The sequence below is a fragment of the Faecalibacterium sp. OF04-11AC genome (assembly GCF_003460645.1).
Classification (GTDB): Bacteria; Bacillota; Clostridia; order Oscillospirales; family Ruminococcaceae; genus Faecalibacterium; species Faecalibacterium prausnitzii_I.
In genome coordinates this window covers 1-23,459 of sequence record NZ_QTVP01000035.1, presented here as the reverse complement: position 1 = coordinate 23,459, position 23,459 = coordinate 1, and the positions used below count along the sequence as shown (strand labels likewise).

At 57.9% G+C, this 23,459-nt stretch carries 20 protein-coding genes and 1 tRNA gene; 13 read left to right on the top strand and 8 right to left on the bottom strand.

Annotated elements, in window-relative coordinates; translation table 11 throughout:
• The first annotated feature begins 428 nt into the window (after window positions 1–428).
• From DXA70_RS12170 to DXA70_RS12140, 8 genes are all read left to right on the top strand, one after another.
• A complete protein-coding gene (locus DXA70_RS12170; protein WP_128118630.1) occupies window positions 429–2,084 on the top strand; it encodes a putative manganese-dependent inorganic diphosphatase in 1,656 nt (551 codons plus the stop codon).
• Between the two features lie 128 nt (window positions 2,085–2,212).
• A complete protein-coding gene (locus tag DXA70_RS12165; RefSeq protein WP_128118629.1) occupies window positions 2,213–2,539 on the top strand; it encodes an acylphosphatase in 327 nt (108 codons plus the stop codon).
• 669 nt (window positions 2,540–3,208) lie between these two features.
• A complete protein-coding gene (locus tag DXA70_RS12160) occupies window positions 3,209–3,760 on the top strand; it encodes a hypothetical protein (RefSeq protein WP_128118628.1) in 552 nt (183 codons plus the stop codon).
• A 125-nt stretch (window positions 3,761–3,885) separates the two neighbouring features.
• Window positions 3,886–5,319, top strand: a complete 1,434-nt coding sequence (locus DXA70_RS12155) for a Wadjet anti-phage system protein JetA family protein (RefSeq protein ID WP_128118627.1) — start codon at window positions 3,886–3,888, stop codon at window positions 5,317–5,319.
• Window positions 5,303–5,908: a DUF4194 domain-containing protein gene (locus tag DXA70_RS12150; RefSeq protein WP_128118626.1), complete on the top strand. Its 606-nt coding sequence runs from the start codon at window positions 5,303–5,305 to the stop codon at window positions 5,906–5,908. Before DXA70_RS12155 ends, DXA70_RS12150 begins: the two co-directional genes overlap by 17 nt.
• A gap of 46 nt (window positions 5,909–5,954) precedes the next feature.
• Window positions 5,955–6,659 carry an ATP-binding protein gene (locus DXA70_RS14825; RefSeq protein ID WP_243001380.1) on the top strand — a complete coding sequence of 235 codons (705 nt, stop codon included), beginning with the start codon at window positions 5,955–5,957 and terminating at the stop codon, window positions 6,657–6,659.
• Window positions 6,587–9,256, top strand: coding sequence for an SbcC/MukB-like Walker B domain-containing protein (locus DXA70_RS12145; RefSeq protein ID WP_243001379.1), 2,670 nt, complete (start codon window positions 6,587–6,589; stop codon window positions 9,254–9,256). The genes DXA70_RS14825 and DXA70_RS12145 overlap by 73 nt, the downstream gene beginning before the upstream one ends.
• Window positions 9,249–9,482, top strand: coding sequence for a hypothetical protein (locus DXA70_RS12140; RefSeq protein WP_022257496.1), 234 nt, complete (start codon window positions 9,249–9,251; stop codon window positions 9,480–9,482). The genes DXA70_RS12145 and DXA70_RS12140 overlap by 8 nt, the downstream gene beginning before the upstream one ends.
• Before the next feature lie 71 nt (window positions 9,483–9,553).
• Here DXA70_RS12140 and DXA70_RS12135 read toward each other — a convergent pair whose 3' ends face one another.
• Together DXA70_RS12135 and DXA70_RS12130 are read right to left on the bottom strand one after the other, a co-directional pair.
• On the bottom strand, window positions 9,554–10,072 hold the full coding sequence (locus DXA70_RS12135; protein ID WP_128118625.1) for a hypothetical protein: 519 nt from the start codon (window positions 10,070–10,072) through the stop codon (window positions 9,554–9,556).
• Window positions 10,073–10,213: 141 nt separating this feature from the next.
• Window positions 10,214–12,778, bottom strand: coding sequence for a DNA cytosine methyltransferase (locus DXA70_RS12130; protein WP_128118624.1), 2,565 nt, complete (start codon window positions 12,776–12,778; stop codon window positions 10,214–10,216).
• A gap of 390 nt (window positions 12,779–13,168) precedes the next feature.
• Between DXA70_RS12130 and DXA70_RS12125 the strand changes: the two genes are divergently transcribed.
• Window positions 13,169–14,518 carry an MATE family efflux transporter gene (locus DXA70_RS12125; protein WP_128118623.1) on the top strand — a complete coding sequence of 450 codons (1,350 nt, stop codon included), beginning with the start codon at window positions 13,169–13,171 and terminating at the stop codon, window positions 14,516–14,518.
• A gap of 51 nt (window positions 14,519–14,569) precedes the next feature.
• Here DXA70_RS12125 and DXA70_RS12120 read toward each other — a convergent pair whose 3' ends face one another.
• Both DXA70_RS12120 and DXA70_RS12115 read right to left on the bottom strand, forming a co-directional pair.
• Entirely contained in the window at window positions 14,570–15,112 is a 543-nt protein-coding gene (locus tag DXA70_RS12120; protein ID WP_128118622.1) for a histidine phosphatase family protein, read from the bottom strand.
• Window positions 15,113–15,129: 17 nt separating this feature from the next.
• Window positions 15,130–15,342: a hypothetical protein gene (locus tag DXA70_RS12115; protein ID WP_022256814.1), complete on the bottom strand. Its 213-nt coding sequence runs from the start codon at window positions 15,340–15,342 to the stop codon at window positions 15,130–15,132.
• A gap of 134 nt (window positions 15,343–15,476) precedes the next feature.
• On the opposite strand from DXA70_RS12115, the gene DXA70_RS12110 reads away from it, so the two are divergent.
• From DXA70_RS12110 to DXA70_RS12095, 4 genes are all read left to right on the top strand, one after another.
• Window positions 15,477–16,397 carry a LysR family transcriptional regulator gene (locus DXA70_RS12110; RefSeq protein WP_128118621.1) on the top strand — a complete coding sequence of 307 codons (921 nt, stop codon included), beginning with the start codon at window positions 15,477–15,479 and terminating at the stop codon, window positions 16,395–16,397.
• 332 nt (window positions 16,398–16,729) lie between these two features.
• Window positions 16,730–18,235 (top strand): carbon starvation CstA family protein, encoded by a 1,506-nt coding sequence (locus tag DXA70_RS12105; protein WP_128118620.1) that lies wholly within the window; start codon window positions 16,730–16,732, stop codon window positions 18,233–18,235.
• A 141-nt stretch (window positions 18,236–18,376) separates the two neighbouring features.
• Window positions 18,377–19,393, top strand: a complete 1,017-nt coding sequence (locus tag DXA70_RS12100; RefSeq protein ID WP_128118619.1) for an ATPase P — start codon at window positions 18,377–18,379, stop codon at window positions 19,391–19,393.
• A gap of 122 nt (window positions 19,394–19,515) precedes the next feature.
• Complete coding sequence (locus DXA70_RS12095; RefSeq protein WP_128118618.1) at window positions 19,516–20,541, top strand: aldo/keto reductase; 1,026 nt, start codon at window positions 19,516–19,518, stop codon at window positions 20,539–20,541.
• Window positions 20,542–20,620: 79 nt separating this feature from the next.
• Here the strand turns inward: DXA70_RS12095 and DXA70_RS15580 are convergent, their stop codons facing one another.
• The 4 genes from DXA70_RS15580 to DXA70_RS12080 all read right to left on the bottom strand — a co-directional run bounded on the left by DXA70_RS15580 (window position 20,621) and on the right by DXA70_RS12080 (window position 23,072).
• Window positions 20,621–21,211: an MATE family efflux transporter gene (locus DXA70_RS15580; RefSeq protein WP_347553566.1), complete on the bottom strand. Its 591-nt coding sequence runs from the start codon at window positions 21,209–21,211 to the stop codon at window positions 20,621–20,623.
• On the bottom strand, window positions 21,136–21,987 hold the full coding sequence (locus DXA70_RS15575) for an MATE family efflux transporter (RefSeq protein WP_347553565.1): 852 nt from the start codon (window positions 21,985–21,987) through the stop codon (window positions 21,136–21,138). The genes DXA70_RS15580 and DXA70_RS15575 overlap by 76 nt, the downstream gene beginning before the upstream one ends.
• A gap of 152 nt (window positions 21,988–22,139) precedes the next feature.
• Window positions 22,140–22,216, bottom strand: a tRNA-Arg gene (locus tag DXA70_RS12085).
• Window positions 22,217–22,295: 79 nt separating this feature from the next.
• Window positions 22,296–23,072 (bottom strand): type III pantothenate kinase, encoded by a 777-nt coding sequence (locus tag DXA70_RS12080; protein WP_128118617.1) that lies wholly within the window; start codon window positions 23,070–23,072, stop codon window positions 22,296–22,298.
• Window positions 23,073–23,459: the final 387 nt, after the last annotated feature.

Below are 23,459 nucleotides of genomic sequence, written 5' to 3'. Positions count from 1 at the left end.
TTCGCTCGACAGGCATCCTCCTTTTGTCGCTTACGCGACATCTCCCTCGGCCGGAGGGAGTCTTTCCCCAAGGGGTGAGCCCTTGGCAAAGAGGTGTCGCTTGCGGGGATTGCCAAGGCTCTCACTTTGGGAGAGGTGGCATCGCGCCAGCGATGACGGAGGGGCTAGCATGGTAAAGTATCAATCGTAACTTAATCATACAGCGCCCTCTTCCAAAAAACAATAGATGTATACAAGTTTCTCGCAAAATTTTAAGGAAAACTCCCGCTCCATGCGGTTTACCCCCGCCCGCACTTGTGTTAAAATGGGATGCAGAGGGAGCGCCTGTCGGCTCCCCGGCAGCCGCTGTGCAGGAGCGGCCGCGCAAAGCAAGCACACACGAAGCGAAGAAGGAAATTGAAACAACCCACAAGGGGGAAAGAACAACCATGCCAAAAGCAGCCCACAAAGTCGTGGTCATCGGGCATCGCAACCCGGATACCGACTCCATCTGCTCTGCCATTGCCTATGCGGAGCTCAAGAATAAAACCAGCTCTCTGGTCTGCGAGCCGCGCCGCGCGGGCCGCATGAACCAGGAGACGGAATTCGTGCTCAAAAAGTTCGGGGTCACACCGCCCCGGATGTGTACCGATGTCAACCCCAAGATCCGGGACGTGGATTTCCGTGAGATGCCCGGCATCAACGGCAGCACCAGCCTGCGCAAGGCCTGGGAGATCATGCGCGACAAGCAGATCGACACCCTGCCCATCACGGACGCCGGCAACGAGCTGCTGGGCCTCATCACGGTCAAGGATATCGCCACCGCCAACATGGACGTGTTCGATACCGAGGTGCTGGCCAAGAGCCGCACGAGCTATAAGAATATTCTGGAGACGCTGGGCGGCACCATGGTGGTGGGCGACGAAAACGCCGTCTGCACCACGGGACATATCAAGATCGGCACCGCCACCCCGGAAATGCTGGAAAGCGCCGTGGAAAAAGGCGACATCGTGATCCTGACCAACCGCTACGAGAGCCAGCTCTGCGCCATTGAGAAAGAGGCCTCGCTCCTCATCATCTGCAACGGGGCCAAGGTGGGCCGTACCATCCAGCGCATCGCCGAGGAAACGGGCGTGGCCATCATGTCCGTTGCCTGCGACAGCTACGCCGCCGGTAAGCTGATGAGCCAGTGCGCGCCCATCTCCTATTACATGACAAGAGACGATATCGTCAAATTCACCCTCGTCACCCCGGTGTCGGACGTCACCCGCGTTATGACCAAGGTGCGCCACCGGTATTTCCCGGTGCTGGATGAGGACGGCAAATACTGCGGCATGGTCAGCCGCCGCAACATCATTGCCCTGCGCAAGCGCCGCATTATTCTGGTGGACCACAACGAGGCCACTCAGGCCGTGGAGGGTTTTGACCAGGCCGAAATTCTGGAGATCATCGACCATCACCGCATCGGCAGCCTGGAAACGGACGGCCCGGTTTACTTCCGCAACCAGCCGGTGGGCTGCACCGCCACCATCATCACCCAGATGTACGATGAAAACGGCGTGGAGATCGAGCCCAAGATCGCAGGCCTGCTGCTGGCAGCCATCCTCTCGGACACGCTGGTGTTCCGCAGCCCCACCTGCACCCCCATTGATGTGGCCGCCGCCAAGCGGCTGGCCAAGATCGCGGGTGTGGACATCGACGAGTTTGCCCTCGAGATGTTTGAGGCAGGCGAGAATCTGGCCGGCAAGACCGCGGAGGAAGTCTTCCTGCAGGATTTCAAGGTGTTCATGTGCGGCGATGTCCGCTTTGGCGTGGCACAGGGCAGCTACATGACCCGCAAGAACCTCCAGGCGGCCCAGAAACTGCTCCAGCCCTACCTCGAAGAGGCCCGCAACAAGCAGAATGTGGAAGACCTCTACATGCTGCTGACCGACGTGCCCAAGGAGGAGAGCGTGGTCATCTGCGCGGGCCGCCATGCCGACGAGATGCTCCGCAGCGGCTTTGAGATCGAGCCCGCCGCCGACGGCAGCTGGACCCTGCCCGGCGTGGTCAGCCGCAAAAAGCAGTTCATCCCCGCCTTGATGACGGCATATCAGGAGCTGTAAAACCTTTCAGTCAATGCTTCGCATTGCCAGCTCCCGATAGGGGAGCCCTTGGCAGGCCGGGCAGGCTTGCGCGTATTGGAAAACTGCCGGGCCCTGCGGTGAGACGCGGCAACAGCAGGAGGTTGACAATGTTTGAATTTTTGAAAGACAAAAAAGGGGAGCCGCCCGCTCTGCCCGAGGGCACGGTGCGGCGGCGCTATTCCATCGAGGGCCAGGTGCAGGGCGTGGGCTTCCGTTACCGGGCCCGGTATGCGGCCCAGAGCCTGGAGCTGACCGGCTGGGTGGAAAACGAGGACGACGGCTCCGTCACGCTGGAAGTCCAGGGCGACCCCGTCAAATTCCTGAAACTGTTTGCCCTCATCCAGCGCAGCGATTATATCCAGATCACCGCCATCCGCCAGAAAGACATTGCCCCCGACCCCTGGGAGCGCGGCTTCTCGGTGCGCGGCTATTAAACACAAAACTTAAAGCCCCCGGAACACCGTGTTCCGGGGGCTTTTCAGTTTAGCCTGCAAAGTTTTTGTAGAGGGAGAGCCGCCCGGAGGGGAGCGTTCCGGGAAAGCTGGGGAGCAGCCAGAGTGCCGTCGGCCGCCAGACCGGATGCCTGCGACGCAGGTCCAGCGGACAGAGAAGCGGTTCCTGGCTGGCGGGAAATAGGGCCGGTGCACAGAGAGCTTCTTTCTTCTGGTTTCTGAACATAGCATAGCATACAATCGTGGTAGAATTGTGTAATTTGCGGAAATTCTTGGGGCGATTTTTCCCAAAAAAGAATGTCAAAATGCAGCAATTTTATTGACACTTTGCGCAGTGTGTGCTAAAATCAACTTAATTTTGAGGGGTTTGCCCGCGCGTACTCGTTTACGCACCGGCACAGGCCCCGGAAGATTGCCAGAGCCGCAGCGCGTTGCAAAGCACCGCTCTGGAAATAGGGGAGCGCCTCGCGGGCCAGCAGAGCAGCAACAGCTGTTCGGTTGGCCCGTGCTTTTTTATTTCGAAAGGATTGATTGAACGAAATTACCAAAAAACGAAATTGTTTTCAGCTGATTTGCAAATTGACAAAAACATTCGGGGGGGGGTAAAATAAGTTCAACCCAAAGTTACACAATTTGTGAGGAGGCAATTTTATGAAAAAGTTCAAAAAACTCGTGGCGCTCATTCTGGTGGGCGTTATGGCAATGGCAATGCTGACCGCCTGCGGTGGCGGCGGTGGTGGTTCCAAGAGCTTTGCGACTGAAGTAGAAGATGCTGTTTTTGCGGTTTATAGTCAGGCTTTTGGCGTAAAGACCAATGATGCTGAAGCAAAGAAACTGGCACAGACCGCTCTTGGATATGTCAAAGACGGAAAATTCTACGAAAAAGATTTTGAAGATCACTGCATTACTGTAGATGAAGCTAAGTATCAAATTATGATTGCAATGCCGATTCCGGGTGCTGATGCAAACGATAATTATAATTATTATACCGTAATGGAAATTACGCCGGAAATGTTGGCACAATTGAAATCGGCTGATATTCCTGTTGAAGATATTAAAGAAATAAATGAGATGCTGAAAAAATATGAGACGATGGGCTGCAAAGTGACAGGTCTTGGTGTTGCGGCCAAAACGATCAACGGCAAGACCTACGCCGCGTTTGGCTTCAAGATGGAAATTGACATCAACAAGCTCCCTCAGTAAAATAATTGAACCGCACCCCGCCCCGAGGAGCACCCCGCTCCCCGGGGCTTTTTGTCGTTATGGCAAAAGCGTGGCAAATGTGGTACAATAAAAACTGGATTTTATCGAAAGAAAGGAAGCTTCTGATGCAGCTGTTTGAACTGGTCAGCCCCAAGCTTTTCCGCCCGCTGGCGGGGCCAAACAGGGCCTATTATGCGGAGCTGCTGCTCCTGCTGTGGGAGGAGTGCCGCCACACGGCGGATTACAGCCTCTCCCGGGCGGAAGCCGTCTCCCGGGCGGAGGATTACTTTGCCGCTGTGGCAAAGCCGCTGGCGCTGGATGCCGATGGGGCGGGGGATGAGGACGAGCAGCCCACCCGGGACCCCCATCTGCTGGCGCTGGGCTTTCTGCTCCGCCTCCGTCGCACCGGCTGGCTGGAAGAGCAGCCCGGCAGCTATGAGGAAGAGCCCACCCTCGCCTTTGTGCCCGAGGTGACGCCGCTGCTGGAGGCGCTGGAGGAGATCCTGAACCCCCGCGTCGTCACCTACACGGGCAAGCTTTACAAAGCCTGGCAGCTGCTGCGGGGCATCGGGGAAGAAAAGAGCCCCTACGAGAATGTCCTGCACGAGGTGGCGTCCGACCTGGAAGCGCTGAACAGATCCCTGCGGGCCCTCAACGCGTCCATCGGGCATTACATCGACCGTCTTACCCGCAACCGCACCCCGCAGGAAGTGCTGGAACTGTTTGACCAGTATGAGGAAAAGGTGGTGGCGGCGGCGTACCACCGCTTCAAGACCAGTGATAACCTCTTCAATTACCGCGCCTACCTCGAAGAAGGGCTGGACGAGTGCGAGAACAAGTACCTGCCCCAGCTGGCGCTGGATTATGCCCGGGTGGAGCGCTGCGCCCCCGGCGAGGCCGCGCCCCGGGTGCGGGCCCTCATCCAGAAGCAGCGGGACGCGCTGGAAGAGATGAGCGGCCTCATCCGCCAGATCGACGACAGCCACATCCGCTACCGCAAGCGGGCGGTGCAGCGGGCGCAGTTCCTGCTCCTGAGCGACCGCTCGGCCCAGGGCAGCGTCACGGCGCTGCTCCGCCGCTATGCAGAAGAGATCAAAACCCCGGACCAGCTGTTTGAGCCGGATGACGGCCCGGTGGCAACGCGGCTCCACCTCTACCCGGTGCAGGTGTTTGGCGCAAAGCCCCTCTACCCGCCGGCGGCTCCCCGCGGCGAGGCCCCGCTGGCCCCGGTGCGGCAGGCCGCGCTGGACCCGGAACAGCTCAAAAAGGAGCAGAAGCTCCTGCTGGATTACGCTCGGATGGCCGTGACCGAAGAAAACGTGGAGCTACTGGCCCGGCAGGCGCTGGCCGCCCGGCCGCGGGTCACGGCGTCCACGCTGGCCGCCGAGTACCCGGACGATTTTGCCCGGGTCATCGGCCTGCACACCTATTCCCAATCGCCCCGGCGGGACTATGACATCACCCTCACGGGCGAGTGGGTGGAGCGGGGCGGCTTCCGCTTTGAAGAATTTGTATTGACACCCCGCAGGGAGGACGGAAACGATGGCCGAACCGAATAAAATGTTGGAAGAAACCGCAAACTATCTCCTCAACCACTGCTTTTTGCTGGGCGGGGTGGAAGACCAGCGGGCAAAATATCTTTATGTGCAGGATCATCTCCCGGAGGTGCGGGCCGTGTTTGCGCCGCTGGGCTATGTGGTGCTCCTCTATCCGGCCCCGCTGCAGGCGGCGGCCCTTGTCAACGAGCATGAGGGCAGCCAGGCCCGGCTGCTGAAATACGAGAGCATCCTGCTGCTGGTGCTGCGGCTGCTTTATCTGCAAAAGCGGGAGAGCCTTTCCGCCAGTGCCAATCAGGTGCTGGTGACGGTGGAAGAGGTGCAGGCAGAGCTGCAGAAGATGAACCTGCCTCGCCGCCTGGACCAGCCCACCCTGGAGCGGCTGCTGCGTACCCTGCGCCGCTACAATCTGGCCCGGCCGGTGGGCCGCCTCAGCGGGCTGGACAGCCGGATCGAGGTCTTCCCGACGGTGCTGCTGGCCCTGCCGGATGCCGACCTGGCCGATGCCGCCGCCGAGAGCAGCCGCACCCGGAGCGAGCTGGCTTTGTACGAACGCCCTGACGGGGACGGCGCTGCGGAGGTGGAAGAATGATCGAATAAAACGCCTGAAACTCATCAACTGGCACAATTTTGAGAACGTGACGTTCGATTGCGCCCGCCTGACCTATATGATCGGCGTCAACGCCGTGGGCAAGACCACCATTCTGGACGCCATCCGCTACTGCCTGACCACCAACCGCAATTTCAATGCCCTGGGCAATAAAAAGAGCGGCCGCACCCTGCAGGGCTCCGTCCACGCCAAGCAGCGCGGTGAGAATGCTTACCGCCGCCCGGGCCGCACCGTGGCCTACATCGGCGCGGAATTCTGGGACACCGCCAAGCGGGTGCCCTTTGTCATCGCCGTCCGGGTGGAGTCGGAGGGCCCCATGCAGGAGCTGCACCCCGGCGACCAGACCTGGTACCTCTCGGAGGATGGCTGCACGCTGGAGCAGCTGCCGTTTATCGACCCACGCACCGGGGCTCCCAGCGCCAAAGAAGACTTCAAGCCCGCCACGGGGCGGCTTTCCTATACCCGCAGCCCCAGCGAGGCCCGGGACCGCATCTGCCGGGCGCTGGGCATTGGCCGGGCGTCCAGCCCGCTGGGCAAAAAGTTCAATGAAGTGTTCCAGATGGGCACCAGCATGGACGAGATCCCCAACTTCCGGGAATTCCTGTATCAGTACATCCTGCCCCAGCCGGAATTAGACCTGGATGCCCTGCAGGCGACCGTGTGGAGCTGGAAAACCTCCACGCGGTGCTGGCCGAAGCCCAGACCCGTGCCGCCGCGCTGGAGACCATCGTGAACGATGGCCGGGAAGCCGCCGAAAAAGAGACCGCCGCCCTTGTGAACCGGGGCGCGGCCCTGCTGGCCCGTGCCGCTGCCGATGCCGGGGAAGATGCCACCTGGCAGGGCCATCTGGAGGCCGGAAACCGCCAGCTGGAAACCCTGAACGCCCAGTATGAGGCGGAGAAAAACGCCGAGGCCGAAGCCCGCCGGGCCTATCTGGCCGCCCACAGTGCGGCCTCTGCCAGCGGAGAGGGTGCCGCTCTCGACGCCATGACCGAGGAGCTGGCCCGGAAAAAGAGCGCGCTGGACGCTGCCGCCCGCCGTGCTGCCGGGGCCGAAGCCGCGGCAAACAAAGTCACAGCCCTGCTGCAGAGCCTGGCCCGCAGCGGCTTTGCCGTGGAAAAAGATCTCTGGCCGGAGGCCCTCCGCGCGGAGACGCTCCCCGGCCTGACCGAAGCCCTTTCCGGCGTGGAAAAACCGCTGGAAGAGCAATATTTCGCGGCCCGGCAGGCGGTTGCAGACCTGCTCCGGGAGCAGGGCGCCAAACGGGCGGAACTGGACGCGGTCTCGGGCGGCAAGTGGGTCTACCCCCACGGCGACGCCGCCACAAAAGTGCGGGACGCCGTCAACGCCGAGCTGCAGAGCCGTGGCATGACGCCGGACGCCAAAATTTTCTGTGAGCTGCTGGCCGTGGAGGACGAGAGCTGGCAGGACTGCGTGGAAGCCTGCCTGGGCGACCGCCGCTTTGATATCCTGGTCCCGCCTGCCCACTATGCGGCGGCCAAGAGTGCCTTTGTGGCCCTGAAAGAGAAAGTTGGGCCCATCAGCCTGCTGGATACCCCGGGCATCCGCAAGGCCAACCGCCGGACGGACAAGATCGCCCCGGACAGTCTGGCCGCGCAGGTCACCAGTGAAAACCCGCTGGCCGCCCAGTACGCGGAGACCATTCTGGGCCGCATCGTCTGCTGTGACACACCGGATACGCTGGAACAGTACCCGGACAGCGCTACCCGTGATCTGCTCCGCCACCACCCGTTCCGGCTGGAACGTCTCCGCACGCCCCAGCGGTATATTGGTCTGGATGCCCGCCGCACCCGCGCCGAGGCCCTGACCGCCGAGCTGGAGGCACTGGCCGAGCGCCGCCGCACCGCCGAGCAGACCGAAAAGACCCTGAAAGTGGCCTATGACCAGTACCAGAACGCCCTGCGGGGCAAGACGCTGGAGGAGCTTGGCGCTTTGTGGGACAGCCGCGCGGCCCTGACCGCCGCCCGGCAGGCCTACACGGCGCAGGAGCAGCAGCTGGCCGACTGCCGGGAGAACCCCATGCTCCAGCAGCTCTACAAAGAGGAAGAAGCCCGGGAGAAAGCCTGGGACGCTGCCCGCGCTGCCGTGGAGCAGGTGGGCGGGGACATCCGCGTCTGCCAGAAGCAGCTGGCCTCCTGCGAAGCCGAGCGGAAAAAAGCGGTGGAGACAGCGCAGACCAGCGCCGATGCCGCCAATGCATTCTTTGCAAAGTATCCGCTGCTGGAGCCGCTGGCCCGGGAGCGCTGGGCGGCCCTCTCCGGCCCGGACAAGGCAAAGCCCGACCGTGCCGTGGCACAGGCCGCCGAAAAGGCCCAGACCAAGCTGGACGAGGCGTTGCAGCTCTACCTGACCGGGACGCTGGAGCCTGCCCAGAAAGCCTACAACGAGCGGTACGTCTGCGATTATCCGCTGGGCCTTGCGGGGGTAGAGCAGTACCGTGCCCAGTACGAGAGCTTGGTCCGCATTGACCTGGAGCGGTACGCCGCCCGCCTCGAGCAGGCCCAGAAAGACTGCAAGGACCGCTTCCGCAAGGACATCCTCTTCCGGATGAAAGACGATATCTTCAACGCCCGGCGGCAGTTCCGGGAGCTGAACAAGGTGATGGAGCAGCTGACCTACGGCGAAGAAGTCTACCGCTTTGAGCTGGAACCCAGCCGGGACCCCCAGCTGGCGGCGTTCTATCAGGTCATTGTGGACAAAGGCAACCAGCAGATGACCGATTCCGATTCGCTGGACAACATCGCCGCCACCGCCGACCCCGTTTACGAGCGTCAGGTGGACGAGCTGATGGAAAAGATCATGGCCGATGTGGACGAGAATACCCGCGCCCGGCAGGAGGGCCGCCGCCCCGAGGGCGTCACCCTCTCGGACTATGTGGATTACCGCACCTATCTGGATTACGACATCAAAGTTACCAACACAGTGTCCGGCCAGCAGGCCTATCTCTCCCGTGTCAGCCGAGATTCCTCCGGCGGCGAGAACCAGGCCCCGTTCTATGTGGCTATCTGCGCCAGCCTGCTGCAAATTTACCAGAAGAGCGAGAACAGCATCCGGCTGGTGCTGCTGGACGAGGCATTCAGCAAGATGACCAGCGACCGCATCCGCCCCATGATGGAGCTGTTCCGCCGCCTGCAATTGCAGGTGCTGCTCATCTCCACGGTGGAGAAGAGCACGGCCATCCAGCCTTATTGCGACATTACCTATTCCATTGTGCGCCATGGCGACGCCAACGCCATCGCGCCGTTTTACCGGCTGACGCCGCCCGCGCCGGAGGCCGAAGAGGCCCAAAAGGAGAACGAAGATGAATGAGACGCTGGCAAAATTCTGGCTCTTTGCCACCCACTGGACAGAGCTGGATGTATTTGAGACCGAAGAGGAGCTGAACGACGAGATCGAGCTGCTCCACCGCCAGAACCTGCCCACCAAGGTCCGCGAGCGGACCAACAAGGAGGGCAAAGAGGAGCTGGTGCTCTACGTCAAACAGGCCGACCGCGATTACGCCCGCTACTGCACGGGCTGGCGGCCTGGGATGTGAAACAGAAGAAAGGAACACAGCAAAAAGAGCACGCAAATGCGTGCTCTTTTTTGCGCTATGAGATTTGCGCGTCAGGAAATGATGAGATTATAACCGCGCTGGAAAGCAGCCATGCAGTTGGACGTTTCATCGGAGGATAACTGCACGGAAGAGAGGAGATGATGGTACAAAATTGCCATAATACTGTCCACAGGAGTAGGAGGTACAAGACGCTGAACATTGTGCACGGAAGCTCCCGAGATGACAAAGTGATAATCCTGAACAAGAGAGGTGATATAACCATTTGAGTTGATTCGGCGTGTGATACCATTGTTCCCAGCACTGGAGCAGGCATTCAGGTCTTGGAAGTGCTGCTCCAAGCTTTGTAAGGTGCCGTAATAACGAATACGACCTTCGTAGGCCCATGCGTCTTGCTCGTGATTAGGCTCGACGTGGATTGAAATGATTCCTTGTCCAATAGTAGAGAGATGCCGATGATGTGCAGGGTTTGAAAGATACCCAAGGGTGAATGAATAACTTTCCCAAGAATTGAAATGTAAGCCGCTATATCCCCAACGGGGATTCAAGGTGCGATAGTCTAAGGCAATCATAAACATCCTCCTTATATGGTTTATATTATAATGCTCGTAAAGACATCGAAAAACAAAGGTTTCAGACGCAACAGTCGGACTGTGCCAGAAAATCACGGATCGACTGTTGGGTCAGCATCATACATCCCTCACTTTACACGATCATAAAAAGGAAAGTTGAACGGAGGTGTCAAATTTTTCGGGCGCGGGTTTTGCCTCGTCCCGCAGCAGGCCGTAGAAAAACACCGAGCAGGCGTCCACGTTCAGAGAACGCGTCTGGAAGTTCCGCGCGATCTGATAGAATGCCCGGTACTCTTCCGAGGAAAAGTACGAGAGCTGCTTTTCCGTGGGGACAATGCCGCCTTTGGGGATCAGGATGGCAAGGGAGCCGTTCACCACACAGTGGGGAGGCTTTTTCATCATGCGCGGTTTGTAGGTCATGTTCGGGGTAAGATAAACATTGGGCGCATCGAGATACTGGAAGACGGAAAGGGGCTTAGCCGCAGCGTAAGAAATGTAGGAATCGTATCCGGGAATGTCCAGAATCGCTTTTCCGTCATCGCTCAGGTTGCGGGATTTCAGCACCCGAAGCTCACCGGAAGAAGAAAGGAGCTTATTGGTGAGCTGGCGGTCCCGGAACACTTCAAAAACATCAAAATCCAGCTTTCGGCAAACAGAGTCAAACAGTTGGTTCCGGTAAATGATCCAGTAGGGAAGCTCCGGGTCAAAAATGTACGCCTGTGGCTGGGTGAGATGGAGCCGGTGCGTGAGCGAAAAAACTTTGGTGTTGGCCGGGGCCGCTAGATTGTTGATGAAAATGGCAATGGTCTCCACCAGAATGCCCGGGAAGCCCTTTTCGCCAAAGTCCAGAATGGCATCCACCGATTTTTGCGCCAGCTCTGCACGGGTGGTGGAAAACTCCGGCGTGTTGAGGAGGAACTTGGGGAAAACCAGCGCAACGTATTTGGCAAGGCGGAGCGATTTTTCCAGAAAAAACGAGCAGATGTTGCTGGTGTTCTTGTTTTTTGCTTCCAGACGGTAGAGCGGGAGGCGGGGATCACTGGCTTTTAATTTAAAAAAGGGAGGGTTCCCAATCACATAGTCGTACCGGTCCGGGAAATCATGAAGGAGAAAGTCATCGTTGATGTAACGGATGGTGCAAGTGTCGGGAACGTGATACTTTTGTAAGAGGATTTTCGCCAGCTCCAGGCTGGCTGAGTCGATATCCACGATATCCAGCTGGAGGTTCTTCCCCTCAAATTTTTTGAGGATGAACGGGATAAAATTTCCAACTCCGACGGAAGGCTCCAGGATCCGGACGGTTTCCTGCTCGGAGACGGGGAGAGTCTTCATCATTTCGGTAATGAGGGTCTTGCTGGTAAAAAAAGCGGCGGTCTCCGTCCGGTTGGTGTTGGAAAGCTCTGCGATTCGGCTCAGGGTAGAGAAAGCCAGGTCCAGAGGATTTTCCGTGAGGAACTCTTTCAGGGCCTCAGCATCGGACAGGCGATTGGCCGCGATGATCTTGTTGATCTCAAGTGTCGGGAGCGGCGGGTGTGCCAGGGCATCCGCGATCTTTTCTGCAATGGAGTGAAAAATGGCGGTAGGAACGGCCTCGCCCAGAGATTGCCGAATCTTGGTCTCCTCTTTCTTTAAAAAAGCACGCTTTTCTTTTTCAGGCAATTTATTCAGTGTATCAAGGTCGGAATCCACCCATCGAAAGGAATCCGGGACCGTCATCATCCGCATGATCTCGCGGATGCTGAACACGCGGTCATCGCTGGGGTGGATGGTGTTCTGGCTGGCAAGAAGGTCGTTGCGGGTGTGAATACAAGGACCGACTTTGTCCCAGTACTGGCGCTTATATTTGTCGTGGTTCTTTTGCTTGTTGATGACGATTTCGCCGTTGATGATCTGGTGTGGCTTTTTGTTGTCATCTGGGTTTTCAAACGCCGACTGTCCCTCTTTTAAATCCGCGATCCAGGCGCGCATATGTTCCGGGTAAATGCGGAACGCATGGTAAATATCGGTGGGGTCGATCTCACCGAATGTTTTAAGCGGGCGCATATCGCCGATCACTTCCCGAAGAGTCCGTTCAGGAAGAAGATCCGGATAAAGTTCCAGCGGGGAGATACAATCGGCATAATCCTTAGAAACGCCGATCACGACAGTCCGCTGGCGGCTGGAGCAGGCCCCGTAGTTTTTAAAATTGATGATCCGGGCAGCATAGGAATACTCCTGCCCCAGGCTGCGCTCAATGGCATCGGCAATGGATTTATTGGTGCCGTCGAGATCGGTGCAGATTGTTTTCATGAATGCAGGGACGTTTTCAAATACAAAGAAGCGCGGGTTGATCTTTTGAATGATCTTGATGGATTCAACAACAAGAGAATTCCGGACGATTTCCGTATCGGTCTTTTTCTGGTTGGCAATGGACATGCCCTGGCAGGGCGGCGTGGCAATGACGACATCCACGCGGGAAAGGTGCTCTTTGGCTTTCCAGAGCTCCAGCTGATCGTACAGGAGCTTTTTGGTCTGTTCCTGCGTGATGTCACCGCAGATGTAACCGCCGGGGTATTTGCATTTCTGATTATAGCGCTGGATGTTGAGCCGCCGTTCCAGCAGCTCGTTGGTGGCAATGCAGTCAAAGCCAGCCATCTTGAAGCCATAACAGCCGACACCGGCACTGCTGAATAAGCTGATATATGTGGGTTTGTGTTGGGTGTTCATACTCTTGACCTCGCTTACACCGCTTATGTTGAATGCCTGTGAGAATGTGGGGTACAGGGGACGTCAAAAGCATTCCATAACAAAGTGATTTCTCTTTAGTATAACACGAGAACGGCGGATTGCAACCTGCTTTTGGAGCGGAAAAGACGCTTTTTTGCCGTACAAACGAAAAAAACAAGCTTGACAATAAAAATGAACTTTGTTATACTCTTTTCTGCTCATCGGAGGGCTGTTTCAACGTAATGGAAAGGCCGGATAAGATGCCGCAGCGAGTGTCTGCCCGGAGGCTGTGTTGGCCGTAGCCACACAGCAGAGGAGGGCAGGCATCGTGCTGCTGGTCTTGTCCGGCCTTTTTGCATTTTTTTGTATCTACCAGGAAAAGGAGATTTCATGGCAAAGCAAACGATCCAATTATCCGATCACTTCAATTATTCGCGCCTGCTGCGCTTTGTGCTGCCCTGCATCGGTACCATGCTGTTCACGTCCATTTATGGTATCGTGGACGGTCTGTGTGTCTCCAACTTTGTGGGCAAAACAGCCTTTGCAGCGGTCAACCTGATCATGCCGCTGCCCATGCTCATTGGCACGGTGGGCTTTATGCTGGGCACCGGCGGCAGCGCCATTGTGGGCATCACCCTGGGCGAGGGGGACGAGGACAAGGCGAACCGCTATTTCAGTCTGTTTGTCCTGGCGGCGTTCCTTGCTGGCGTGGTGCTCTCGGTGCTGGGCCTGTTCATCCTCCGCCCGGTGGCGATCCTGATGGGTGCCAAGGGCGAGATGCTGGATTTCGCCGTCCGGTATGGCCGGGTGCTGATGGTCAGCGTGCCCACCTTTATTTTACAGAACATGTTCCAGAGTTTCTTTGTCACGGCGGAAAAACCGACACTGGGGTTCTGGTTCACGGTGGGTGCAGGCTGCACCAACATGGTGCTGGACGTCGTGCTGGTGGGCTGGCTCCGCTGGGGCGTGGAGGGCGCTGCCGTTGCAACGTTCATCAGCCAGATCGTGGGCGGCGTGCTGCCGGTGTTCTATTTCCTGGACCATAAGACCACCAGCCGCCTGCATCTGGGCAAAACGGAATTCCACGGCAGCGTGCTCAAAGCGGCCTGCATCAACGGCTCCTCCGAGCTGATGACCAATCTTTCCATGTCACTGGTCAACATCCTCTACAACTACCAGCTCCTCCGCTTTGCAGGCGAGAACGGTGTGGCGGCTTATGGCGTCATCATGTACGCGGCGTTCCTGTTTGTGGCGGTCTTCGTGGGCTATGCCGTGGGCAGCGCTCCCATCGTCAGCTACCACTACGGTGCCCGGAATCATGCCGAGGTGCATAATCTCTATACCAAGAGTCTGCGGCTCATCGGCGTGGTAGCGGTCATCATGACGGCAGTGTCCATGCTCATCATCCCCTATGTGGCAAAGATCTTTGTGGGCTATGATGCAGAGCTGCTGGAGCTGACCAGCCATGCCTTCCGCGTGTATGGCCTGAGTTTCCTCATCATGGGCTTCAACGTCTACGGCTCTTCGTTCTTCACGGCCCTGGGCGACGGCGTGACCAGTGCGCTGATCTCGTTCCTCCGCACCATGCTCTTCCAGCTGGCGGCAGTCATCCTGCTGCCCATGGTGCTCAGGATCGAGGGCGTCTGGCTTGCTGTTACAGCGGCAGAGCTGGCCGCACTGGCGGTCACGGTGTATATGTTCATCACCAAAGATAAAGTGTTCCATTACCGGAACGTCTGAGAAAAAAGCGAAAGAGGCTCCCATTGGGAAACCTCTTTCGCTTCTTTCTTGTTACGCGTCAAAATCAAACTTCCGCAGCTCACAATTCTTGATGCCGAACGCCGCGTACTCCGCGTTGGTCATGTTGTGGAAATAGGACTCCACCACCCGGGCGATCCCGTTGTGGGCCACAAGAAGATAGGTCTTGTCGTCCTGTTTGAGCTCGTCCAGCAGGTTGTAGATGCGCTGGGCCAGCTGAAGCATACTTTCGCCGTCGGTGTAGCGGTCGGCAAACTGCATTTTGGCGGCGGTGAACTCCGGGCTGTTGCGGGGCGAGGTGCCCTCAAAGCGGCCGAAACACTGTTCCCGCAGGCGGGGCTCCACCCGCGCGGGCAGGCCGGTGACAGCCGCCACGGCCAGTGCGGTATCCGCGGCGCGGGAGAGGGGAGAGTACAAAATTTCGTCAAGGACGATGCCGCTGTTTTTGACGGCTTCGCCCAGCTGAGCGGCCTGTGCCCGGCCTTTTTCGGTCAGGGGGCTGTCGGTCATGCCGCAGATCTTATTTTCAACGTTCCAGACGGTCTCGCCGTGGCGGGCAAAATAGACACAGTGCATAAAAACTCCTTGCTGTTTTACTTCACTTTGCTGAGTTTATGGTCGGTCAGGGCGATGGTATCGCCCTCGTTGATGTCAAGGGCCGTGAGCTCTGCATCCGGGTAGGGGAGGACCCGGCGTTCCCCGGCGGCGTTTTCCAGCAGAACGTCACAGAGGACAGGCTGGCCCTCGGGCAGCTCCTCGCAGCCGTACAGCTGCTCCTCGATCCGCAGGACGCGGTAAGTTTCCATGGCGGCTCCCTCCTTTTTATACCCTATTATAAAGCGGAGCGGGAGGGGCGTCAATTGCTTTTCCTTGACAGAGCGTTGCGGCGGCTGGTACAATAAAACCAAATTTTATTGCCAAGGGCCAAGGAGAGGAAAGCGTGAACATTACCGAACTGCGATATCTGGTAGCCATCATGAAGTGGGGCTCGGTGAGCGCTGCTGCCAAGCAGCTGTACGCGGCCCAGCCCAATGTGAGCAAGGCGCTGAAAAATCTGGAAGAAGAATATCACCTGCGCATTTTTGAGCGCTCGTCTACCGGTATGATCCCCACGGAGCAGGGGCGGCATTTCATTGAGCAGGCCGCCCGTATCCTGGAAGAGGTGGACCGCCTGGACCAGGGCGTGCAGGAGGAGCAGAAGCGCTGTACCGAGCTGCGAGTCATGATCCCCCATGCCACCTATGCGTCCTATGCCGCGGTGGATCTCCTGGAACGGGCAGCCGGGGTGGAGCAGCTGCGCATCCATATCCGGGAGGGCGGTTCCATGGAGGCGCTGGATTTTGTGCTGCGCCGGGGGTATCACCTGGCGCTGCTGCGGTATGCCATTGAGGACGCGGACCATTACAATTATTACTGCACCCGCCGCGGGCTCAAGATGGAGCCCATCATGGATTTTGAGTACTACCTGCTCACCAATCAGGACGGCCCGCTGGCCAGCCGGGAGATCCACGACCTTTCGGAGTTGAACCAGTATGTGGAGATCCTCCACGATGATTTCCAGCTGCCCGGCGAGGACGGCGGCGACGGCATCCGCTGGCATGTCAATGACCGCCGCCGGGTGCATGTGTATGAGCGGTGCAGCCAGTTCTCGATCCTGCAGCGGATGCCTACGGCCTATATGTGGGCTTCGCCCATGCCCCGGCGGGCACTGGAGCAGTTCCATCTGGTGCTCAAAAAGTGCCCGGCCCAGCACCAGAAGATGCGGGATGTGATGGTTTACCCGGACAAAAGTGCTCTCCGCCCGGAGGAACGGGCCTTTATTGAGCTGCTTCACAAGGAGGCGGCCCAGACTGTAAAGTGAAAAAACTCTGAAAAATTGGCGATAGAACAACGGAAATTTAAAACGTTGAGCAATCTGTACAAAAATGTGCTGAAATTTTTGGCAGCAAAGATCTGATGCATTCCCGGAAAAAAGCAGTGGAAAATTATGAACAACTTTTGAACGAGAAAACGTCAAAAACGAGATGATTCCACCAAAAGACGATGAAACGCTATATATTTTTTGATATAGCGGTTATACCAGATAGATATTATCCGCATTATGAAAAATGTGTTAACATGAAGCCAGAGATTGATCCCGACGGCGGGTGGAATGGGGCCTGCCGGACGGGAATCTAAAAGGAGGTTTCTGGTATGATTAGTTTCTTACTCTGTCTGGCGATCCTGATCATTGGCTATTTTGTTTATGGCAAGATCGTTGACAACACGTTCGGACCGGACGACCGTGAAACTCCTGCTGTCCGCATCAACGATGGCGTTGACTACGTCGTGATGCCGCAGTGGAAGCTGTTCCTCGTCCAGCTGCTGAACATCGCTGGCCTGGGCCCGATCTTCGGTGCTCTGCAGGGCGCTCTGTGGGGCCCTGTGGTGTTCCTGTGGATCACCTTTGGCACCATCTTTGCAGGTGGCGTCCACGATTACTTCTCTGGCATGATGAGCGAGCGTAATGACGGTGGCTCCATCGCAGAGATCACTGGTAAGTACCTTGGCCCTGTGATGCAGAACATCATGCGTGTCTTCTCCGTCGTGCTGCTGATCATGGTCGGTACCGTGTTCGCAGTCGGCCCCGCAGGCCTGATCGTGACCCTGTGCAAGAACAGCGGCATGTCTGGTATGCTGACCACCACCCTGTTCTGGCTGATCATCATCCTGGTCTACTACTTCATCGCAACCTTTATCTCCATTGATGCCATCATCGGCAAGATCTACCCCATCTTCGGTATCTGCCTGATCATCATGGCAGTCGGCGTCATCTTCGGCATCTTCACCAACCCCGCATACACCATCCCCGAGATCTGGGATCACTTTGGTTCCATGCATCCGTCGGGCACCCCCATCTGGAGCTTCATGTTCATCACTGTGGCATGCGGCGCTATCTCCGGTTTCCACTCCACTCAGTCGCCTCTGATGGCTCGCTGCATGAAGAGTGAGAAGCAGGGCCACTTCGTCTTCTACGGCGCAATGGTCTGCGAGGGTATCATTGCTCTGATTTGGGCCGCAGCTGGCTGCTCTCTGTACGAGATCACCGGCGGCCTGAACACCGGTCTGGCAGCTGCTCTGGCTGAGGGCCAGTCCGCCGCCATCTACGACGTCTGCTCCAAGACCATGGGCGGCGTCGGCATTGCACTGGCAATGATCGGCGTTGTCATCTGCCCCATCACCTCTGGTGATACCGCGTTCCGTTCCGCTCGTCTGACCCTGGCCGACTGGTTCAAGATCGATCAGGACAGCTACGCAAACCGCCTGAAGCTCTGCGTCCCCGTTCTGGGTGTCGGCGCTTTCCTGGGCATCGGCAATGCAATGGGCTTCATCAACTACACCGTGATCTGGCGTTACTTCAGCTGGACCAACCAGACCCTGGCTATGATCGTCCTGTGGGCAGCTTCCATGTACCTGTTCCAGGAGAAGAAGAACTACTGGATCACCGCAGTGCCCGCAACCTTTATGAGCGCTGTTTCCAGCACCTACTTCATCCTGGCTCCCGAGTGCCTGGGCAGCCTGCTGAACTCCAAGACGGCTGAGGGCGCAACCATCTACAACACTGCAGTGGCTTACCCCATCGGCGTCATCTTCGCAATTGCAATGCTGGCCATCTTCCTGCATGCAACTAAGAAGCACACTGCTAAGAAGACCGCATAACCCATTCCCCAGGCGGCACTTCTTCGTTAAGGCAAAGGCCGACCGCTGACCCCAGCGGTCGGCCTTTTTGTTCAAAAAAGCTTGCAATTTATCCCCCGCAGTGGGAAAATGGGGAAAACAAAAGCAAAGAAGGGAATCGGTATGATCTTCAAACCTGCACAACTGGGTCTGGCCCGTCTGGACGCACACGAGCTGGAGGAGGATAAAAAGGCCTGCCGGAAAATCGGCCCCTGCGGCGTCGGCAAAAAGGCGCTCTACCTCAACAGCTTTTACATTGACCGCCGCTACTACCTGCCCTATGGCAGCATCACCCGCGTGTTCAAGCGGGTAGCCATGAGCTCGGGTGGTTTTACCGGCAAGGGAATGTTCGCCTCTATGGCGTACCTTGTTGTCGAGTACGACGGCGGCAAGCAGAAGCAGTGCAACTTCAAGGACGAGCGGGATGTGGACGCCCTGCTGGCTCTGCTGGCCAAGGAGCAGCCGCAGATCAAGCTGCTGAGCGCGGCCGGTGAGCAGGTGCTGGAGAAAAAGGAGGCCGAAAAGGCCGCCCGCAAACTGCCGGAGCTCTCCAAGGATGCCCAGCACAGCCTGACCGTGCTGAAAAAGGCCAAAGAGTACCTGGAGGCAAAGCCCGAGATCGCCGAAGAGCTCAGCGCGGCCGAGCGCCGGAAGCGTGCCCAGCTCAAGAGCAAGCCGGTGTATAAGTATGTGGCCCTCATCATCAGCCTGTTCGGCGTGGTGGCGGCGGCTTACGGCATCCACTCGCTCCTGACCCACAGCGGCAACTACGGCATTTACTTTGCCCTGTTTGGCTTTGCGGCCATCTTCCTCTTCTCCAGCTACAACATGATGCCCACTGCCCGGAACAACAACAGCGCCATCATGAAGCGGGCGGAGAAAGCGGAAGCGGCCATGGCGGATTACCTCAAGCCTTACCCGCATGGCACGTTCCCGGTGCCCGGCCAGTATGCCCACCCTGTCGTCCTCAAGCAGATGATGGACGCCGTGGAGGAGGGCCGTGCCGTCACCGTGCCCGAGGCGCTGGAAGCCGTGAAGAACCGCCTGCGGGAGGTCAACGCTGACGTGCAGGTGGAGCAGGAGGAATACGACGAGATCGTCCAGATCAAGGCGATGTTCCTCAACCACGATTATCAGTAAACAAAAAGAACGAAGCCGCTCACCGGAACTTTTCGGTGGGCGGCTTTTGCATCTTGCGCCGGAAAGAACGTCGTTTTATAATAAACCCAGAGAGTATTTTGCGAAACAGGAGGTTTCCGTATATGGACATGGTCACTTTGGGCCGCACCGGCATTACGGTGAACAAAAACGGCTTTGGCGCGCTGCCCATCCAGCGCATTTCCCAGGAGGATGCGGTGGCACTGGCCCGCAAGGCCTACAAGGCAGGCATCCGCTTCTTTGATACAGCCCGGGCCTACACCGACAGCGAGGTCAAGCTGGGCGAGGCATTCGACGGCATCCGCAGCGAGGTGTACATTGCCACCAAGACGGCGGCACAGAATGCGGAAGACTTCTGGAAAGACCTGCACACCTCCCTGACCAACCTGCGGACGGATTATGTGGACCTGTACCAGTTCCACAACCCGGCGTTCTGCCCCAAGCCCGGCGACGGCTCCGGCCTGTACGAGGCGGCGCTGGAGGCCAAGGAAAAAGGGATGATCCGCCACATCGGGATCACCAACCACCGTCTCTCAGTGGCGCGCGAGGCCATTGAGAGCGGCCTGTACGAGACGCTGCAGTTCCCGTTCAGCTATATCTCCGGCGAGCAGGAGCTGGAGCTCGTCAACGCCTGCAAGGAGCATGAGATGGGCTTTATTGCCATGAAAGGCCTCTCCGGCGGCCTCATCACCAACAGCGCGGCAGCCTATGCTTTTGAGGCACAGTACGACGGCGTGCTGCCCATCTGGGGCGTCCAGCGAGAGAAAGAGCTGGATGAGTTCCTTTCCTACATCGACAACCCGCCCCGGATGAACGAGGAATTGAAAGCCGTCATCGACCACGACCGTGCCGAGCTCTGCGGCGAGTTCTGCCGTGGCTGCGGCTATTGTATGCCCTGCCCGGCGGGCATTGAGATCAACAACTGCGCCCGCATGTCCCTGCTGCTGCGGCGTTCGCCCTCGGCAGAGCATCTCAGCCCGGCAGGACAGGCCAAGATGAAAAAGATCGAGGGCTGCCTGCACTGCAACCAGTGCAAGGCAAAATGCCCCTACGGGCTGGATACGCCCGCCCTGCTGGCCCGCAACTATGAGGACTATAAGCGGGTGCTGGCCGGAGAGGTCAAAGTTTAAAAGCAGGAGAAAGCAGGATAAGAAAAAGGCAGATGCTGCACAGAACATGCGGCATCTGCCTTTTGGTGTCTTATCGGGGTCAGGCCTGCACGGTGACAGGCTCGTGGAAGAGTTTCATGGAATCGCGGTAGCAGTGGACGAAGTAGATGATCTCGGCAATGGCCGTCAGTGCCCAGGAGCAGGGGTAGAGCAGGTAGAGCGAGGGAATGGTGTGGAAGTGAGCGAAGATGGAGTACACCCAGATCACCCGGAACACGCAGGAACCCATGATGACGATAACGGTGGGTACAACGGTCTTGCCCAGGCCGCGGGAGGCGGCGATCGTGCAGTCCATAAAGGCGGAGATGCAGTAAGCCAGACCCATTACCTGCACACGCTTCATCCCGGCGTCGATCACAGCGGCTTCCGTGGTGAAGAGGGCCAGGAACTCCCGGCCAAACAGGAACAGGCTGCCGCCAAGCACCAGACCCACGCCGAACGAGTAGGCCAGCGCGATGAAGTAGCTCTTCCGCACGCGGTCGGGTTTGCCGGCACCGTAGTTCTGGCTCATGAAGCTGGCGCAGGCCATGTAGAACGCGGCCATGGCGTCGTAGATCATGCCGTCGGCATTGGCGGCGGCAGAGTTGCCCTTGACCATGAGGGAGTCAAACGAGTTGACGCCTGCCTGAATGAAGAGGTTGGCGATGGCAAAGATGGCGTTCTGGAACCCGGCGGGCAGGCCCAGCGCAGGATGCTCTTGGTCATGGCGGGGTCCAGCTTGACGGCTTTGAAATCCAGCGCATAGCAGTCCTCTACTTTTGTCAGCGCGTGGAGGATGAGCGCGGCGGAAACGCACTGGGAAATGGCCGAGGCCAGCGCCACACCGACCACGTTCAACTGGCAGACGATGACGAAGAACAGGTTGAGCAGGATGTTCAGTACACCGGCGGTGCTCAAATAGATCAGAGGCTTTTTTGTCTCGCCAATGGCACTGAAAATGGCATTGCCAAAGTTGAACAGCGCCAGGGCGGGCATTCCCAGGAAATACACCCGCAGATAGAGGATGGCACCGGGAAGCAGGTCTTCCTTGGTGTTCAGCAGCCGGAGCAGAGCGGGGGAGCCCAGCAGGCCCACCTGCAGCAGGACCACGCCTGCAATGATGCTGACGATGAGGGCGGAGTGAACGGTCTTGTGGACATCGTTCGGGTGCCTGGCACCGTAGAACCGGGCCACCAGCACATTGATGCCGTTGCTCAGGCCAATGAGAAAGCCTGTGAACAGGGTAACAAAGATACTGGTGGAACCCACCGCGCCCAGTGCCGTGGAGCCCGCGAAGCGGCCTACGACCGCCACGTCGGACATGTTGAACAGCACCTGCAGCAGGTTGGAGAGGGCCAGCGGCAGGCTGACCAGGAGGATCTGTTTGGCCAGAGGGCCCTCCGTCAGCGTTTTGGTATTCGATTTCATAGCTTCTTAATTCCTATTTTCCTAAACCCAAAGCTTTGCCCGCGCACACCGGGGCAACCTCTATTATAAGGCAGGATCCGACTTTTGCAAGATGATTTTGGGATTCTTGGCAGAAACAAAAATCCCCCGGAACATTTCTGTTCCGGGGGATTTGGTGCGACCGGGAGGATTCGAACCTCTGGCCTTCCGGGTCGGAGCCGAACGCTCTATCCAGCTGAGCTACGATCGCACAATGCACTGACATCTGCCAGTGCAATATAGTATAGCACATGCCGCGGAAAAATGCAAACAAAACCGTTCGGCAAGTTTCAGCCTTTCCGGTTCCGCAGCCAGATCTGGTACAGGCCGTCGGTGATGAGAGTTTCCCGGTAATGGATGGGGGTGCGGCAGGCCTCCCGGATGGAGCGGGGCAGACTGCCGGTAGCATAGAATTTCGCCTCGGGGCCGAGCTCGGCGCGGAAGCGGTCGGCCAGGCCGTCCAACAGCCCGGCGGTGCCCAGTACAAAGCCATTCTGGAGACAGGAGGCTGTGTTTTTGCCCAGAACAGAGGCGGGAGCCGGGGCCGAGAGATCGATTTGGGGCAGCTGGGCGGTCTTCTGCACCAGAGAGGCCAGAGAGAGCTGCGGCCCGGGCAGGATGGCACCGCCCACCAGCTCCTGCTTGGCGTTGACGCCCATGATGGAGATGGCGGTGTCGGCTGAGATGACGGCCAGCGGGCCGGGGCATTCCGCAAGGGCAGCGACCACGCCGCAGAGAAGCTCTGCACCCAGCTGGGCAGGGTTGTCCAGCCGCAGCTTGATGCCGCTTTTCAGCCCGGGCCCGACGGTCAGGATGCGGGCACTGCAGAGCATCCGCAACCCGGCCAGCACCTGCCCTGTCAGGGCGGGGACCACACTGCCCAGGATGCCGCCCTCGATCTGGGCGGGAGAGACATGATAAAGGGAGAGCAGATTCACCAGCCGGATGGCGTATTCATCTGCGGTGCAGGCAATGTCGGAATGGAGACGCCCGCAGAATTTCAGGCTGTCTTTTTCATATCCGCCGATGGTGATATGGGTATTGCCAATGTTGACGGTCAAAATCATGGGTGAGCGGCCTCCTTGCCTATATAATGTAATTATATAATATAACACTCCCCGGAAAACTGCAAGGCCCGTCTCCCCTTGGCAAAGGGGAGACGCTGAGGCCGTGGCCGAAGCGGAGGGGTCGAAACCTGCCCGTTTGCGATTGTTTTGGAAGAAAACAGAAAAAACTTGAAAAAAGCAGCAGAAAAGTGTTGACAAGAGGCCCGGTGTGTGGTATTATACTTGAGCGCCAAGCGCTGAGGCAAAAGAATGACTTCCAAAGCCTCGGCAGGAAGCCTTTGAAAAGAACCAATAGACGTTAAGAAATCCCAAAGAGATTTGAGAGATTTTGAAACATCCAAGTTCAGAAAGTTCAAAAGCTTCTAAAAAAAGAGCTTGACAAAAAAT

Excerpts from the sequence above, each read along its gene's own strand:
- DXA70_RS12100 (WP_128118619.1), top strand. The coding sequence starts at position 18,377 with ATGATCTTCAAACCTGCACAACTGGGTCTGGCCCGTCTGGACGCACAC.
- DXA70_RS12165 (WP_128118629.1), top strand. The coding sequence starts at position 2,213 with ATGTTTGAATTTTTGAAAGACAAAAAAGGGGAGCCGCCCGCTCTGCCC.
- DXA70_RS12135 (WP_128118625.1), bottom strand. The coding sequence starts at position 10,072 with ATGATTGCCTTAGACTATCGCACCTTGAATCCCCGTTGGGGATATAGC.
- DXA70_RS12095 (WP_128118618.1), top strand. The coding sequence starts at position 19,516 with ATGGACATGGTCACTTTGGGCCGCACCGGCATTACGGTGAACAAAAAC.
- DXA70_RS12115 (WP_022256814.1), bottom strand. The coding sequence starts at position 15,342 with ATGGAAACTTACCGCGTCCTGCGGATCGAGGAGCAGCTGTACGGCTGC.
- DXA70_RS12160 (WP_128118628.1), top strand. The coding sequence starts at position 3,209 with ATGAAAAAGTTCAAAAAACTCGTGGCGCTCATTCTGGTGGGCGTTATG.
- DXA70_RS12080 (WP_128118617.1), bottom strand. The coding sequence starts at position 23,072 with ATGATTTTGACCGTCAACATTGGCAATACCCATATCACCATCGGCGGA.
- DXA70_RS12105 (WP_128118620.1), top strand. The coding sequence starts at position 16,730 with ATGATTAGTTTCTTACTCTGTCTGGCGATCCTGATCATTGGCTATTTT.
- DXA70_RS12155 (WP_128118627.1), top strand. The coding sequence starts at position 3,886 with ATGCAGCTGTTTGAACTGGTCAGCCCCAAGCTTTTCCGCCCGCTGGCG.
- DXA70_RS12150 (WP_128118626.1), top strand. The coding sequence starts at position 5,303 with ATGGCCGAACCGAATAAAATGTTGGAAGAAACCGCAAACTATCTCCTC.
- DXA70_RS12140 (WP_022257496.1), top strand. The coding sequence starts at position 9,249 with ATGAATGAGACGCTGGCAAAATTCTGGCTCTTTGCCACCCACTGGACA.
- DXA70_RS15575 (WP_347553565.1), bottom strand. The coding sequence starts at position 21,987 with ATGAAATCGAATACCAAAACGCTGACGGAGGGCCCTCTGGCCAAACAG.
- DXA70_RS12130 (WP_128118624.1), bottom strand. The coding sequence starts at position 12,778 with ATGAACACCCAACACAAACCCACATATATCAGCTTATTCAGCAGTGCC.
- DXA70_RS12120 (WP_128118622.1), bottom strand. The coding sequence starts at position 15,112 with ATGCACTGTGTCTATTTTGCCCGCCACGGCGAGACCGTCTGGAACGTT.
- DXA70_RS12125 (WP_128118623.1), top strand. The coding sequence starts at position 13,169 with ATGGCAAAGCAAACGATCCAATTATCCGATCACTTCAATTATTCGCGC.
- DXA70_RS12170 (WP_128118630.1), top strand. The coding sequence starts at position 429 with ATGCCAAAAGCAGCCCACAAAGTCGTGGTCATCGGGCATCGCAACCCG.